Source organism: Burkholderia sp. BCC0405, from assembly GCF_902833075.1.
In the GTDB taxonomy this organism is placed as follows: domain Bacteria; phylum Pseudomonadota; class Gammaproteobacteria; order Burkholderiales; family Burkholderiaceae; genus Burkholderia.
In genome coordinates, this window is sequence record NZ_CADFEO010000017.1 from 13,713 (window position 1) to 28,949 (window position 15,237).

Consider the following 15,237-nt stretch of genomic DNA (forward strand, 5'->3'; position numbering starts at 1 on the left):
GACGATGAAGCGGGGAGCCGGTGTGGCAAAGGTGCCGGACGGCGAACCAAAGGATGCGCGATGAACCGACGTGATTTTCTGACGCTGACGGGCGCCGCTGCCGCGGCCGGCGTGTCGATGTGGCAGGCGCCTGCGATGGCGGCTTCCGTGGCGCAGGCGGGGCGCCAACCGGCGGCCGGCTATGCGAACGTGCTGATCCTCGTCGAGCTGAAGGGCGGCAACGACGGCCTCAACACGGTGGTGCCGTACGCGGACCCGCTGTATTACCAGTTCCGGCGCAGCATCGGCATCAAGCGCGAGCAGGTGCTGCAACTCGACGCGCACACGGGGCTGCATCCGTCGCTTGCGCCGCTGATGCCGCTGTGGCGCGACGGGCAGGTCGCGGTCGTGCAGGGCGTCGGCTATCCGCAGCCGAACCTGTCGCATTTCCGCTCGATCGAGATCTGGGATACCGCGTCGCGGTCGGACCAGTACCTGCACGAAGGCTGGCTCACGCGCACGTTTGCGCAGGCGCCCGTGCCGCCCTGTTTCGCGGCGGACGGCGTCGTGCTCGGCAGCGCCGAGATGGGGCCGCTCTCGAACGGTGCACGTGCGATCGCGCTCGTCAATCCCGCGCAGTTCATTCGTGCGGCCCGGCTTGCCGAGCCGTCGTCGCTGCGTGAACAGAACCCCGCGCTCGCGCACATCATCGACGTCGAGAACGACATCGTGAAGGCGGCCGACCGGCTGCGCCCGCGCGGCGGGATGCGTGAATTCCGGACGGCCTTTCCGGCCGGCGCGTTCGGCACGTCGGTCAAGACCGCGATGCAGGTGCTGGCCGCGTGCGAAGCGCCCGGGCCCGGCGCGCAGGACGGCGTCGCGGTGCTGCGCCTGACGCTCAACGGCTTCGATACGCACCAGAACCAGCCGGGGCAGCAAGCTGCGCTGCTCAAGCAGTTCGCGGAAGGGATGAGCGCGATGCGCGGCGCGTTGATCGAACTCGGCCGCTGGAACCAGACGCTCGTGATGACGTATGCGGAATTCGGGCGGCGCGTGCGGGAGAACCAGAGCAACGGCACCGATCACGGCACGGCCGCGCCGCATTTCGTGATGGGCGGCCGCGTGGCTGGCGGGCTGTATGGTGCGCCGCCGGCGCTCGGGCGGCTCGACGGCAACGGCAACCTGCCGGTCGCGGTCGATTTCCGCCAGCTCTACGCGACCGTGCTCGGGCCGTGGTGGGGGCTCGACGCGACGCGCGTGCTGCAGCAGCGCTTCGACACGCTGCCGTTGTTGAAGGCGTGAGGCGCCCGGGTCAGCGTCGGCGCGCGGTGCGCCATGCGACCCACAGCTTGCGGATCGGCGTCAGCGCGATGCGCTGGTGCAGTACCTGGAAGCCGTCGCGCTCGATTTCGTCGAGCAGTGAGCCGGCCAGGGCGATCTGTGCACGCAGCGTGCGCTGCGCGCGGCGTTCGGATGCGGGGATCGCTGCTTCGGCGGCCATCAGCGCTTCGCGCGCGCGGGCCGTCTGGAATTGCAGCAATTCGGTGAAGGCCGGGCTGTAGCGACGGTTCAGCAGATCGGCCGCGGTCACGTTGTAGCGCTGCAGTTCGTCGATCGGCAGGTAGATGCGGCCGTGGCGCGCATCGTTGCCGAGTTCCTGCACGAATTGCGCGAGCATCAGCGCGCGGCCGGCGTCCGCGGCCCACGGTTGCGGGTCGGCCGGGTTCGCGGCGCTGGCGCGCGCGACCAGCGACGCGAAGGTGCCGCCGACCTGGGCGATATAGCGCTGCAGGTTCGCGAAATCGAGGTAGCGGGCCTGTTCGAGATCCATCCCGTAACCGTTGACGAGCGTGCGCAATGCGTCGGCCTCGGCGGCGATCGCCGGATGATGCTGCGCGAGCGCCTTCGTGACCGGGTGCGACGGCTGCCCGTCGGCCAGCGCCGCGAGTTCCTTGTGCCACCACGCGAGCTTCGTGTGCCCGATGGTCGGGTCGCTGGTTTCCTTGACCGTTTCCTCGAGTTCGCGACGCAGCGCGAACAGCGCGGTCAGGCGCGGCTGCGCGGCGAGCGGCGCCTGGCGCAGCGCGTAGTAGACGCTGGAGCCCGCAGGGGCGGCCTTTTGCTGACAGTAGTCGTCGAAGTTCACGGGCGGAATCGGGTGGGGGCGGGTTCGGGGGACGCGCGGCGGCGCGATGCCGAAACGTCGAGCGCGGCATTCTAGCACCGCTGCACGACGGGTGCCGGCGAGGGCGAGACAACGCCGCGCGGATCGGGTAGAATCTCGCGCTCGCCTGATCGGGCGTGCCGGTTACCGGCCGGCGCGGTGTCCCGGGCGCGTGGAAACGCATCTTGCGTGCCGCGTGGTCAGGCGACGGAAAATCCGCGTGAGTGGCGAAATTGGTAGACGCACCAGGTTTAGGTCCTGACGCCCGCAAGGGTGTGCCGGTTCGAGTCCGGCCTCACGCACCAGAAGTCGAATGCGCCTCTGTCAGGGGCCGTTCATCAAAAGGCGCTGTCGGTCGATTGACCGCAGCGCTTTTCGTTGATGTCGTCGCCTTTCCCGGCACGCGCGCCTGGGCAAGCGGTGCACGAAAATTCGTGCCGCGTGTAATGTCGTGTTCACTTCCCATATAAGAAACGCAATTGCGCCGAGGACCACCGATGAAAATCACCGTACGCACTCCGATTTCCGTACTGGCGCTGATGCTGGTCGCGCCGGCTTTTGCCAATACGCCTGCCGAGAACATTGCATGGAGCGCGAGGCCCGCGCAGACGGTTTCATCGTCGTCGGCGTGCTCCGCGTACTCGGGGCGGGTGATGTCGAGTGGCGAGACGTTCTCCACGGAAAACGTACTGAAAGCCGTCGGCACGTCGCTGGCCGCTACCGCGCTCGGCATCGTCACCGGCGGATATCAGGGCGCAGTCTCCAATCCGTGCCCGCGCCCGGGCCTGTGACCGGCCCTCAAGCGAACCGCGGAGATCTCCGCCTTATCTGAAACAAGCCCGACACCCAGCGCCGCGCGTCGCCCGACCCGCGGCGCTTCGTCATTGCAGGCGGGCTCATTCCCAGAAACTCCGGATCGCGACCGCCACGATCACCGGCACCGAGAACACCAGCGGTATCGCGAAATACTGCGCTTCGCGATCGACCACCCAGCTATAGATCACCCACGCCGCGCCGATCGCGAACGTGATGAGGCCGACCGTCACGGCGGCGATGTTCAGGACCAGCTTCGAGGGCTGGCGGCGCGTCTTGGCATCGTCATTGTTGTCGCGCGGGGACGGTTTCATCGGAAGAGTGCGGCTTCGGGCCGGAACGGGGATAAAAGCACAGGAAACCCCATCCGCACCGATCGCGCAAGAGGGCCGGCGCAGGCCGGCCCTCGTCGCGTCCGCCAGCGCGCGCTACAACCCGAACGACACCGCCAGTTCATCGAGCAGTTCGCGCTGGAACGCGACGAACCGCTCGCCAGGCTGCTGCGCGATCGCGAGGTCGAGCATCGGATCGGCGACGTCGGTGCGAATGCCGGCCAGCTCCTCGACGATCGCGAGCCCGCAGAACGGCACGTACGCTTCCGAATAGCCGCCTTCGTGAACGATCGCGAGCCGCCCGCCGCAATGGCGTTGCGCGGCATCCTTCACCGCGCGCGTCATGAACCGGTAGCTGTCGGTATGCAGCTGCATGCGCGCGAGCGGGTCGACTGCGCTGGCGTCGAGGCCGCTGGCGACCACGATCAGCTCGGGCCGGAAACGCGCCAGCGCCGGCAGCACGATCCGTTCGAACGCGTAGCGATACGCATCGTCGCCGCCGCCCGCGAGCAGCGGCACGTTCAGGTTCGCGCCGACGCCCGCGCCCTGGCCGCGATCGTCCGCGCCGCTGTAGCCGGGCGGGAAGCAGCGGTCCTGGTGCAGCGAGATCGTCAGCGTGTCCGGATCGTCGTAGTAGATCGACTGCGTGCCGTTGCCGTGATGCACGTCCCAGTCGATCACCGCGACCCGCTCGATGCCGTGTTTCGCGCGGGCGGCCTCGACCGCGATCGGGATGTTCGCCAGCAGGCAGAAGCCCATCGGGCGATCGCGCAGGCAGTGGTGGCCGGGCGGCCGCGACAGCGAGAACGCGTTCGCCGCACGTTCGCCGACGACCGTGTCGACAGCCGCGATCGCGAGGCCGGCCGACAGCGCAGCGATCTCGTAGCTACCCTTGCCGAACGGCGCGAGATCGCCGAGGTCGCCGCCGTTCGCATCGCTGAGTGAGCGGAACGCGTCGAGATAGTGCGCGGGATGAATGCGCAGCAGGTCGGCGGTCGAGGCCGGTTCGGCGCCGCGCAGGTCGAGCTGAGCGGCCAGGCCCGAGGCCTGCACCAGCGACAGGAAACGGCGCTTCGAATCGGGCGATTCCGCGTAGCCTGCGCTCGACGGCGGCTGGACCCAGCCGCCGACCGGGAAGAACAGCGCATGCGTGCCGCCGGTATGCCAGAAAGTGCGTTCGTCGGTGAAGAAGGCAGTGCGATTCATGGATTGCGTGACCTGTCACGGTTGGGAGGAAACGGAAGGGCGCGTGCGGCGATCGATGTGGCGCAGCGCGGCGAAAGACACGATCGCGACAGCCGTCGCGGCCGCGAACAGCGCGTGCATCGTGCCGCCGGCGTCGAGCATCAGCCCGGCCAGCAGCGGGCCGGCCGCGAGGCCCGCGCCGATCACGAAATTGAGCGTGGCGACGAGGCGGCCCGATGTGTCGATCTGCGCGACGGTCGCGAGGATGAACGGCAGCACGAACGTCCACGCGAACTTGAATGCGAAGATCGCCGCGCTGTAGCCGCCGGCGTGTCGCATCACCGCGAGCGCGACGAGCGAGGCGGCCAGCAGCGCGTAACCGGCCGCGAGCATCGCGCGCCGGGCGAGCCGGCCGCCTGCGCACGACGCGAGCGCCGCGCCGGCAATGCCCATCACGCTCGCGATCGCGAGGACGTTGCCGGTCGACTGCGGATCGAGTCCGGCTTCGTTCGCGGCACGGCTTGCGAACGTCCACACGCTGCCGATCGCGAGATAGAACGTCAGTACCGCGCCGATCGCGAGCACGACGAAACCTTGCGGCGTATGTGCCGCCGCGCCGCGCGCGTTTTGCGCAGGCGCGGTTCGCGCGCCGAGCGATGACGGAAAGCCGCGCGACAGCGGCGCCGCGAGCAGCGCGAGCGCGGCGAGCGCGACATACAGTGCGCGCAGCCCGAACGCCGCGAACACGTGCGGCAGCACGAACAGGCCGATCGCACCCGCGATCAACTGGCCGACGTCCCACAGGCCGTACACACGATCGCTGTTCTCGCTCGTCGCGGCGCTCGTCATGCAAAGCACCATCAGTGAGCCACCGCCGAGCGAGGTGACGGCGCGCAGCGCGAGCAGCGCGACGAAGCCCGGCATCCACAGCGCGGTCAGCAGGTTGCCCGCGCCGAACAGCGCGATGGCGAACGCGGCGACGCGGCGCGCGTCGACCCGGCCGAGCCACAGGTACGACGGCACGGTCGCGAGGCTGAACGCGCCGAGTTCGACGAAGAAGTAGGTGCCGATCTGCGACGCGGACAACCCGAGCTGCGTCGCGAGCTGGCCGGCGACGGCGGGCGCCACGAGCAGCAGCAGCGGCGTGATGGCCGCGAACGCGACGAGCGCGACGAGCGTCGAGCGCGCGAAGGTCGGCGCGCCGCTGTCGGGCGGGAGTGTGGCATCCGTAGAAAGGGTTTTCATGGCGGGATCTCGTGGGGGGAATCAGAACAGGTGATACATGCCGACCATCGCGCCGAACTGCGATGCGCCGGCGAGCGGCGTCGGGTCGTATTCGTAGACGGTCTGCGAACTCTGGCCGCGGTTGCGCGCGTAGCCGAGGTTCACATAGGCGACGGTGCGTTTCGACAGCGCGTACGTGGTGCTCGCGATGAACAGCGTCGGGTGGCCGATCGCCGGCGTGCGCGAGTCGGTGTGGTAGACACCCGCGTTCAGGCCAATCTCGCTCGACATCTGATAGCGCGCACCGCCCCAGACGATCGTGCGCGCCGCGTCGAGGTCGCCGGTCAGGCGTTCGACGCCCGCATAGACGGTGAGCGGCAGTGTGGCGAACGCATAGCGCGCGGCGAGCGTGCCGAGTTCGCGGCGGCGCGCCGACGTGTCGCCGGCCGCGGAAACGTCGCCGTGCGCCTGATGCAGCACCGCGCTGACCGACAGGCCGTTGCTCGTGTACTGGCCGCCGAGTTCGAGCACGCGTCCGGCACGCGTATTGCCGGCGACGCCGGACGTCGCGGCAAGCGCCTCCACGTCGAAGCCGGCGAACGTCGGTGACTGGTACTTGACCGAGTTGTCGATGAAGTTCGCGTTGATCGGCACGATGACGCCCTGGCCGCTGTACGACGCGTACCAGAGCGGGTCATAGAACAGCGTCTTGTCGAACAGCACGCTGAACTGCCGCCCGAGCGTGACGGTGCCGACCGGCCCCGCGATGCCGACGTACGCGCCGCGGAAGAACGCATAGCCGGGCACGGTTGCGGTGCCGTCGTTGAGGTTGAGGCCCTGTTCGAGCTTGAACAGCGCTCGCCAGCCGCCACCGAGATCCTCGTTGCCTTTCAGCCCGATCTGCGAAGGCAGGACGCCGTAGTTCTGCAACTGCACGGCCGAGTGCCGTCCGTCGGCATGCGTCAGGTATTGCACGCCGGCATCGAGCGCGCCATACAGCGTGAGACTCGACTGCGCATGCGCGGCAGCGCTGCACGCGGCAAGCGTCGCGACGGCCGCGGCCGTGCGGATGAAGCGGGTTTTCGTCACGTGGGGTTCTCCATACCGTCCTGCATCGGTTTGTCGTTGGTGTTGTCGCGACGCAGTGTCCGCAGCGGGAAAACCTTCGAACAGTCGTACAGATGAACGGTGTGGAAAACCCGTGGTGCACGGCATGCCCGCGGCGGGCGGCCGTGGCGCGGCGTGCTGCGGAGCAGCAACGTGCCATGCACCGTTCAAATGGATGGGGTTGACGCCCGTTCCGACGCCGTGGCCCGTCAAAAAAGCCGGTCGCTATAATCGACCGGTGTCGTTGCGCACGTCAGCAGCCCGATCGGGCAGGGGAGCGGAAGGTGAGGATCACGACGGATTTCGGGCAGGATCTCGATGCGCTGCGCGACGTGCCGGCAGCCATCGTGCTCGACGACTTCGCCTGGCCGCCACTGCCGCCCCGGCGCGCCGATTTCGACGGCGTTACGCGCGCCGACGCATCGCAGCGCGAACTCGGGCTGATGCTGCTCGACCTGTACGCGGTTGCCGCCCGGTCCGGCATCGGCGAATTCGAATACCGCTTCTTTTCGCTGCTGCAGGCGCTCATTTCATTCGACGCCGCATGGACAGGCGTCGCGACCCATGCGCCGACCGGCCCGGTGATGCACAACAGCTTCCTGTACCGTCTGCCGCACGCGTTCTTCAGCGACTGGAAGCGCGTGCGCGATTGCGACCCGCTTGCGCACCGCACGCTGCGCGGCGCGCACGGCCACGCGGTGCGTTTGTCGGTCGTCGAACCGGGGCTCGATGCCCGGTTTCGCGACTGGTGCGTGAAGTACGGGCTCGCGCAGCTGATGTGCGTGTGCACGCTCGATCGTCGGTTCGGCCTGACGACGTTCATGTCGATCTATCGCCAAGGCCTGAATCGCCCGTTCAGCGACGACGATGCGCGCCGTTTCGAGGAAGTGATTCCGCATCTCGCGGCGGCGCTGACGATCAATCGCGCCGCGCAGCTCACGCGCGAGCGCGGCGATACGGTCGCGCCGGCGGCGCGCGCACTGTGCGACAACTTCGGCGTGCTCCACCATGCCGATCACGGTTTCGACGACGTGCTGCGTACCGAATGGCCGGCGTGGGCCGGTGCGCGCGTGCCGGAGCCGCTCGTCGCGCACCTGCGGCGCCAGTCGGGCCAGCCGTTCGTCGGCGAGGCGCTGCGAATCCAGTGCGTGCCGGTTGCGGGGCTGTTCCAGATCGAGGCGCGGCCGCGCTCGCTGCTCGACCGGCTGAGCCCGCGCGAACTCGCGGCGATCCGCTATTACGGCGCAGGGCGCTCGCACAAGGAAGTCGCGCAACAGATGGCGATTTCGCCGACGACCGTGCGCCACTACCTGCGCTGCGCGTACCGCAAGCTCGGCATGCACGACAAGAGCCAGATTGCCGGCGTGCTCGGCACGACGGGCGGCACGGCCGACGACGAGCCGGTGGAAGCCGGTAACGAGCCGCGCTGAATCGCGCCGAGTCGCACGGCCGCCGCGCATTGCAAGCGCTCGCGTGAATGGTTGTGCCCGCAACCATTGAGCGTTATGCTCGTCAGCTCCCAGCAGACGGAATTCCATCATGAACGACACGAATTCAGGGCCGGTGCGCGCGGCGGTGGTCGGGGTCGGCGCGATCGGCGGGTTGCTCGCGGCCGCGTTGTCGCGGGCCGGCATGACCGTGAGCGCGTATGCGCGCGGCGCGACGCTCGACGCGTTGAACACGCACGGCGTGCGCTTGATCGACGAGGCGGGCGTGACATCGTCGGTGCCGATGCGAGCGAGCGACGATGCGGCCGCGCTCGGCGTGCAGGACTACGTGGTGATCGCGCTGAAGGCGCAGGCGCTGCCGGCGCTGGCCGCGCGCATTGCGCCGCTGGTTGGGCCGGACACCGTGATCGTCGCGGCAATGAACGGGCTGCCGTGGTGGTTCACGCACGGGCTCGAAGGGGCGCTTGACGGTGTGCCGCTCGATGCGGTCGATCCGGCCGGCGCGGTGTCGGCGGCGTTGCCGCCCGCGCAGGCGATCGGTTGCGTCGTGCACCTGTCGTCGAGTACCGACGCGCCGGGCATCGTGCGCCGCGGGCGCGGCAACCGGCTGATCGTGGGAGCGCCCGATGCGCGGCTCGACGCGGCTGCCGCCCGGGTTGCCGCGGCGCTCGCGGCGGGTGGCTTCGACGTCGAGTCGACGCCCGCGATCCGGACCGAGATCTGGACGAAGCTGTGGGGCAACATGAACATGAATCCGCTGAGCGCGCTGACGGGGTCGACGGCCGAGCAGTTGCTCGACGATCCGTTCACGCAGGATCTCGCGTTGCGGATGATGGAGGAGGCGGCCGCGATCGGCGCGAAGCTCGGCCTGTCGACGGGGATGAGCGGGCCCGAGCGGATCGCGGTCACGCGCAAGCTCGGCGCGTTCAAGACGTCGATGCTGCAGGATTTCGAAGCGGGGCGCACGCTCGAGATCGGGCCGATCCTCGGCGTGTTTCCCGAACTCGGGCGCAAGGTCGGCGTGCCGACCCCGTATTGCGACGCGGTGCTCGGGCTGCTCCGGCAGCGCGCGACGAACAGCGGGTTGTAGTACGGGCGGGGCCGCGGCATGCGCGACGCCGGTGACGCGAAGCGCGGCGATCCGCTTGCCGTGCGCAGCGCATGACGCAAAGCGGGCCGCCCGCGTCGCTGGTGAGGCGACCGGGGCGGCTCGTCGAATTCATCGGATCAATGCTATGGGCGCGTTGCCCGTGTTGCCGCTCAGTCGTCCCGCTCGGTCGCGTGCGCGACGACCTTGTCGAGCAGCCGCTCGAACGTCTGGCGTTCGCTGTCGGACAAGCACGCGAGCAATCCGTCGTTCCACTTGCGTACGATCGGCATGATCTTGCGATGCAGCGCGCGGCCGTCGGCGGTCAGTGCGATCAGCACGATCCGGCCATCTTCCTCGCTGGCACTGCGTTCGAGCAGCCCCTGGCGCAGCAGCGCCTCGGCGGCCCGGCTCGCCTGGCTCTTGTCGAGATTGGTGTGGCGCGCGAGATCCATGATCGAGAACGGGCCGAAGGCGCCTACGGCGGCGATCACGCGCGCCTCGGGCAGCGAGATGTCGAGCTTGTGCCGGTACACCTCGCCGATCCCGCGGTCGGATCGCTTCGTGAGCGCGTGGAGGCGATAGGTCAGAAACTGATCGAGCCCGGCTTGACGGCCTTTCATGTCGAATCCTGAAGAAAAAGGGCGGGCCCGATTGTTCCTGTATCGCGCGCTCGGGTCAACGGTCAGTGTGCGCCGTACTTCAGGCGTGTCAATTGCTCCGCTTCGTTCGCGAGCAGACTGGCCGCGTCGCGGATCGCGACGTCGAGCGTGATCGGCCCGGGAGCCGGCGAGAAGCAGCCGGAAAAATGTTCGGACAGGCGGGGCAGCGCGGCCGGGTCGACCGCGCCGGACAGCAGCGACGCGGGCACGCCGGCGGCCTGCGCGTGGCGGCACGCGATGAACGGCGCCTTCCCGTGCAGCGTCTGCACGTCGGAGCGGCCTTCGCCGGTGATCAGCCAGTCTGCGCCCGCGAGCGCCGCGTCGAGCCCGACCTGACGCGCGACCACTTCGGCGCCGGCTTCGAACCGCGCGCCGAGCATGTGCAGCGCGAAACCGAGGCCACCAGCGGCACCGGCGCCCGGCAGGTCACGGCTGCGATGGTCGAGCGCGGCTTCGAGCAGGTCGGCGAAGCGGCCGAGGGCCGCGTCAAGGTTCGCAACCTGCTCGGGCGTCACGCCCTTTTGCGGGCCGAACACGGCGGTCGCGCCGTGCGCGCCCGTCAGCGGGTTGTCGACGTCGGACATGCCGATGAATTCGGTTTCCTTCAGGCGCGGGTCGAGCCCCGACGCGTCGATGCGTGCGATGTCGGCGAGCCGCGACGGAACCGGCTCGACCGGCTGGCCGCCGGCGTCAAAGCATTGGAGGCCGAGGCCCGCGAGCAGCCCGGCGCCCGCGTCGTTGGTGCTGCTGCCGCCAAGCGCGACGAAGAAGCGGCGCACGCCTTCGTCGAGCAGCGTGCGGATCGCTTCGCCCATCCCGCGCGTGCTGCGCGCGTCGACGGGCACGCTCATGCCGACCGGATCCGTAATGCCGACGATTTCGGCCGTCTCGACGATCGCGGTGCGCGCGTCGATCACGCCGACCGCCGCGTCGCGTGCCGAGAGCGATGCGCCTGCCACCCGCAGCGCGCGCCGCGTGCCGCCGCCTGCCAGCATCGCGTCGAGCGTGCCTTCGCCGCCATCGGCCATCGGGCAGCGGCGCACGACAGCGTCGGGCCGGGCGCGGCGAATGCCGGTGGCGATCGCGTCCGCGACCTGTTCGGCGGAAAGCGAACCTTTGAACGAATCGGGCGCGATGACGACGACGGGCGCGGACGGGTGATGCGGCATGGTGTCTCCGGACGGCGTGATTGGTGTGAAGAATAATTGGGGCCGCGACGGCGGCGTACCCTCAATTGGAGCTTACAGGATGGCGGGCCCGTGGTGGATACGGCGTTCGGCATAGCGGCGATCCGCGTGCATTGCCGTGCAAAGGGCTGTTGACGCGGCACGGACGCATGCGCGCCGCGCCGATCTGGCGGTGTGATGAAAATTGTTTGCTAGAATAGTCGATTCTTCCGGCCAAAGCCGTGCTCCGAGCCGCTTGCGCTAGCCATCCGGCGCGTGCAGGGATGGCGTGGCGCTCCGGCGCGGCGAGTGGATGTGACGCACATCACGCCGCAGGCAGGCACGGCAAGGAAAACCCGATTTGCTCGAATAATTTTAGGACGATTGAAGCCATGGCTAACGTTGTTGAGAACCTCGGCAAGCTTGAACGCCGTGTGACGATTTCCCTGCCGAAAGACACCGTGCAGAAGGAAATCGACGCCCGTATCCAGAAACTCGCGAAGAACGTGCGCATGCCGGGTTTCCGCCCGGGCAAGGTGCCGCTGAAGATGGTCGCGCAACAGTACGCGGGTCAGGTCGAAGCGGAAGTGCTGAGCGACAAGATCGGCCAGGAATTCTTCACGATCAGCCGCGCGGAAAACCTGCGCGTCGCTGGCCAGCCGAGCTTCGAGCCGAAGCAGGAGCAGGCTGAAGATGCATACGCGTTCGACGCGACGTTCGAGGTCTACCCGGAAGTGAAGATCGGCGATCTGGCGACGGCTGAAGTCGAGCGCTCGACGACGTCGATCGGCGACGCTGAAATCGACCGCACGCTGGACATCCTGCGCAAGCAGCGCGTGCACTTCCACGCACGTGGCGAAGCCGGCGAGCACGGCGACGGCGGCGCGGACACCGCAGCGAAGAACGGCGACCGCGTGACGGTCGACTTCGTCGGCAAGATCGACGGCGTCGCGTTCCAGGGCGGCACGGCCGAAGATTTCCCGTTCGTGCTCGGCGAAGGCCGCATGCTGCCGGAATTCGAAACGGCGGCGCTGGGCCTGAAGGCTGGCGAATCGCGCACGTTCGACCTCGCGTTCCCGGAGGACTACCACGGCAAGGACGTCGCGGGCAAGACGGCGCAATTCACGGTCACGATGAAGAAGATCGAGTGGCCGCACCTGCCGGAAATCGACGCCGAATTCGCGAAGTCGCTCGGCATCGAAGACGGCGACCTGACGAAGATGCGCGCTGAGATCAAGGAAAACCTCGAGCGTGAAGCGAAGCGTCGCACGCAGTCGATCGTCAAGAACCAGGTGATGGACGCGCTGCTGAAGATCTCCGAACTCGACGTGCCGAAGGCACTGATCGAGCAGGATCAGCAACGTCTCGTCGAAATGGCTCGCCAGGATCTCGCGCAGCGCGGCGTGCCGAACGCGAAGGACGCACCGATCCCGGCCGAGATGTTCGCCGAACAGGCCGAGCGTCGCGTGAAGCTGGGTCTCGTGCTGGCCGAGCTCGTGAAGTCGAACGGCCTCGAAGCGAAGCCGGAACAGATCCGTGCGGAAGTCGACGAGTTCGCGAAGAGCTACGAAGACCCGAAGGAAGTGGTCCGCTGGTATTATTCCAACCAGCAGCGCCTCGCCGAGATGGAAGCGTTCGTCGTTGAGAGCAACGTCGTCGATTTCGTGCTGGGCAAGGCAAAGGTGACGGACAAGGAAGTGAGCTTCGAGGCACTCGCGAGCGCATCGGCGCAAGCGTAAGTGTCGCTCTAGCGGCGTGCCGGCTGTCGGAGCGACGGCCTGCACGCCGTTTTCACGTCAAGCGCACGGTTGCCATTAATATGGCGATTGAGCGGGCGGCTTCCCTCCGTTCAATTTTCCATTCGAACAAGGTTCATTGAATGATCACTCGCGCTGAATTGCTGGACATGCTTGCTTCGAACGCGCCGCAGGGTTTCGAGGCGCAAGCGCTGGGGCTGGTGCCGATCGTCGTCGAAACGAGCGGCCGCGGCGAGCGTTCGTACGATATCTACTCGCGTCTCCTGAAGGAGCGCCTGGTGTTCATGGTCGGCGAAGTAAACGACCAGACCGCGAACCTCGTGGTCGCGCAGTTGCTGTTCCTCGAGAGCGAGAATCCCGACAAGGACATCAGCCTGTACATCAACAGCCCGGGCGGGTCGGTGTCGGCCGGGATGGCGATCTACGACACGATGCAGTTCATCAAGCCGGACGTGTCGACGCTGTGCATGGGCCTCGCGGCCAGCATGGGCGCGTTCCTGCTGGCGTCGGGCGCGAAGGGCAAGCGCTTCGCGCTGCCGAACTCGCGCGTGATGATCCACCAGCCGCTCGGCGGCGCACGCGGCCAGGCATCCGACATCGAGATCCAGGCGCGCGAAATCCTCTACCTGAAGGAGCGGCTGAACCAGTTGCTCGCGCAGCACACGGGCCAGGACGTCGAGCGCATCGCGCGCGATACCGACCGTGATAACTTCATGTCGAGCGAGGACGCGAAGGCGTACGGGCTGATCGATCAGGTGCTGCTGAAGCGCCCGTAAACACTTAAGTGGGGTGCCGCCCCGATTCGCGCGGCGCCCCTGCTATGTTCCGCACGCCCTGAGCCTCTGCGGCAAGCGCATCCGGCCGGCTCCGGTCGCGCCCTAGGCGCGGCGTTCGGAGCATTCGGCGTATCATGTCATTTACCTGTCCGGAGGCTCTACATTCATGGCGGACAAAAAAGGTTCGAACAGCGAGAAGCTGTTGTATTGCTCGTTTTGCGGGAAGAGCCAGCATGAGGTGAAAAAACTCATCGCGGGCCCGTCGGTGTTCATCTGCGATGAATGTATCGACCTCTGCAACGAAATCATTCGCGACGAGGCGGCTGCCGCCGGCGTCGAGGCCAGCCTGTCGCGGTCGGATCTGCCGAGCCCACAGGAAATTCGCGACATCCTCGATCAGTACGTGATCGGCCAGGAGCGCGCGAAGAAGATCCTCGCGGTGGCCGTGTACAACCACTACAAGCGCCTGAAGCATCTCGACAAGAAGGACGACGTCGAGCTGTCGAAGAGCAACATCCTGCTGATCGGCCCGACGGGCTCCGGCAAGACGCTGCTCGCACAGACGCTCGCGCGGTTGCTCAACGTGCCGTTCGTGATCGCCGATGCGACGACGCTGACCGAAGCCGGCTACGTCGGCGAGGACGTCGAGAACATCATTCAGAAGCTGTTGCAGAACTGCAACTACGAGGTCGACAAGGCCCAGCGCGGGATCGTCTACATCGACGAAATCGACAAGATCAGCCGCAAGTCGGACAACCCGTCGATCACGCGCGACGTGTCGGGCGAGGGCGTCCAGCAGGCACTGCTGAAGCTCGTCGAGGGCACGATGGCGTCGGTGCCGCCGCAGGGCGGCCGCAAGCACCCGAACCAGGATTTCATCCAGGTCGACACGACCAACATCCTGTTCATCTGCGGTGGCGCATTCGACGGCCTCGAAAAGGTGATCACCGATCGCACCGAGAAAACCGGCATCGGCTTTGGCGCGACGGTCAAGAGCAAGCAGGAGCGCGACGCGGGCGAAGTGCTGCGCGAAACGGAACCGGAAGACCTGATCAAATTCGGTCTGATCCCCGAATTGATCGGCCGCCTGCCGGTGGTCGCGACGCTCGGCAAGCTCGATGAAACCGCGCTGATGAAGATCCTGGTCGAGCCGAAGAACGCGCTCGTCAAGCAGTATCACAAGCTGTTCGCGATGGAGCGCGTCGAGCTGGAGATCCGGCCGGGCGCACTGCAGGCAGTCGCCCGCAAGGCGATCCGCCGCAAGACCGGCGCGCGCGGTTTGCGTTCGATCATCGAACAGGCATTGCTCGACGTGATGTACGAACTGCCGACAATGAAAGGGGTCAGCAAAGTCATCATCGACGAGAACGTCATCGATGGCGACGGCAAGCCTTTGCTGATCTACGAGGACACGCCGAAGGTGGCGGGTTCGAACTGACCGGCTTGCCGACGATGTTCTGCGAAAAAGGGCCGTTCATGAGACCGTGGGCGGCTTTTTTTCGTTTATCTTGTGGGTAACTCTGACTCGACACGCGGT

At 67.3% G+C, this 15,237-nt stretch carries 14 protein-coding genes and 1 tRNA gene; 7 read left to right on the forward strand and 8 right to left on the reverse strand.

The genetic code is table 11. The annotated features are described in order from the left end of the window. Nucleotides 1-60: 60 nt before the first annotated feature. A complete protein-coding gene (locus HWX36_RS25340; RefSeq protein WP_175955828.1) occupies nt 61-1,281 on the forward strand; it encodes a DUF1501 domain-containing protein in 1,221 nt (406 codons plus the stop codon). Nucleotides 1,282-1,291: 10 nt separating this feature from the next. Here HWX36_RS25340 and hpnD read toward each other — a convergent pair whose 3' ends face one another. After that, nucleotides 1,292-2,125, reverse strand: a complete 834-nt coding sequence (gene hpnD / locus HWX36_RS25345) for a presqualene diphosphate synthase HpnD (RefSeq protein ID WP_175955829.1) — start codon at nt 2,123-2,125, stop codon at nt 1,292-1,294. A 236-nt stretch (nt 2,126-2,361) separates the two neighbouring features. On the opposite strand from hpnD, the gene HWX36_RS25350 reads away from it, so the two are divergent. Beyond that, nucleotides 2,362-2,448 (forward strand) — tRNA-Leu (locus HWX36_RS25350). Here the strand turns inward: HWX36_RS25350 and HWX36_RS25355 are convergent. The 5 genes from HWX36_RS25355 to HWX36_RS25375 form a co-directional block, all read right to left on the reverse strand. Continuing rightward, nucleotides 2,439-2,882: a hypothetical protein gene (locus HWX36_RS25355; RefSeq protein ID WP_175955830.1), complete on the reverse strand. Its 444-nt coding sequence runs from the start codon at nt 2,880-2,882 to the stop codon at nt 2,439-2,441. The genes HWX36_RS25350 and HWX36_RS25355 overlap by 10 nt on opposite strands. Nucleotides 2,883-3,039: 157 nt before the next feature. After that, on the reverse strand, nt 3,040-3,270 hold the full coding sequence (locus tag HWX36_RS25360) for a hypothetical protein (RefSeq protein ID WP_175955831.1): 231 nt from the start codon (nt 3,268-3,270) through the stop codon (nt 3,040-3,042). 114 nt (nt 3,271-3,384) lie between these two features. Beyond that, nucleotides 3,385-4,494, reverse strand: coding sequence for a class II histone deacetylase (locus HWX36_RS25365; RefSeq protein WP_175955832.1), 1,110 nt, complete (start codon nt 4,492-4,494; stop codon nt 3,385-3,387). 15 nt (nt 4,495-4,509) lie between these two features. Then, entirely contained in the window at nt 4,510-5,718 is a 1,209-nt protein-coding gene (locus HWX36_RS25370) for an MFS transporter (protein WP_175955833.1), read from the reverse strand. A gap of 21 nt (nt 5,719-5,739) precedes the next feature. Then, nucleotides 5,740-6,786 carry a porin gene (locus HWX36_RS25375; protein WP_175955834.1) on the reverse strand — a complete coding sequence of 349 codons (1,047 nt, stop codon included), beginning with the start codon at nt 6,784-6,786 and terminating at the stop codon, nt 5,740-5,742. A 302-nt stretch (nt 6,787-7,088) separates the two neighbouring features. Here HWX36_RS25375 and HWX36_RS25380 point away from each other — a divergent pair, with 302 nt between their 5' ends. Then, nucleotides 7,089-8,234: a helix-turn-helix transcriptional regulator gene (locus HWX36_RS25380; protein WP_175955835.1), complete on the forward strand. Its 1,146-nt coding sequence runs from the start codon at nt 7,089-7,091 to the stop codon at nt 8,232-8,234. Between the two features lie 109 nt (nt 8,235-8,343). Beyond that, nucleotides 8,344-9,342 (forward strand): 2-dehydropantoate 2-reductase, encoded by a 999-nt coding sequence (locus HWX36_RS25385; protein ID WP_175955836.1) that lies wholly within the window; start codon nt 8,344-8,346, stop codon nt 9,340-9,342. 170 nt (nt 9,343-9,512) lie between these two features. On the opposite strand, the gene HWX36_RS25390 is transcribed toward HWX36_RS25385, so the two are convergent. Both HWX36_RS25390 and HWX36_RS25395 read right to left on the reverse strand, forming a co-directional pair. Continuing rightward, on the reverse strand, nt 9,513-9,962 hold the full coding sequence (locus HWX36_RS25390) for a MarR family transcriptional regulator (protein ID WP_039367176.1): 450 nt from the start codon (nt 9,960-9,962) through the stop codon (nt 9,513-9,515). 62 nt (nt 9,963-10,024) lie between these two features. Next, nucleotides 10,025-11,170 carry a glycerate kinase gene (locus tag HWX36_RS25395; protein ID WP_175955838.1) on the reverse strand — a complete coding sequence of 382 codons (1,146 nt, stop codon included), beginning with the start codon at nt 11,168-11,170 and terminating at the stop codon, nt 10,025-10,027. A gap of 389 nt (nt 11,171-11,559) precedes the next feature. Here HWX36_RS25395 and tig point away from each other — a divergent pair, with 389 nt between their 5' ends. The 3 genes from tig to clpX all read left to right on the forward strand — a co-directional run bounded on the left by tig (nt 11,560) and on the right by clpX (nt 15,138). Continuing rightward, a complete protein-coding gene (gene tig, locus HWX36_RS25400) occupies nt 11,560-12,906 on the forward strand; it encodes a trigger factor (RefSeq protein WP_175955840.1) in 1,347 nt (448 codons plus the stop codon). Between the two features lie 140 nt (nt 12,907-13,046). After that, a complete protein-coding gene (gene clpP, locus HWX36_RS25405) occupies nt 13,047-13,700 on the forward strand; it encodes an ATP-dependent Clp endopeptidase proteolytic subunit ClpP (RefSeq protein ID WP_010092137.1) in 654 nt (217 codons plus the stop codon). 166 nt (nt 13,701-13,866) lie between these two features. After that, nucleotides 13,867-15,138, forward strand: a complete 1,272-nt coding sequence (gene clpX / locus HWX36_RS25410) for an ATP-dependent Clp protease ATP-binding subunit ClpX (protein ID WP_175955842.1) — start codon at nt 13,867-13,869, stop codon at nt 15,136-15,138. Nucleotides 15,139-15,237: the final 99 nt, after the last annotated feature.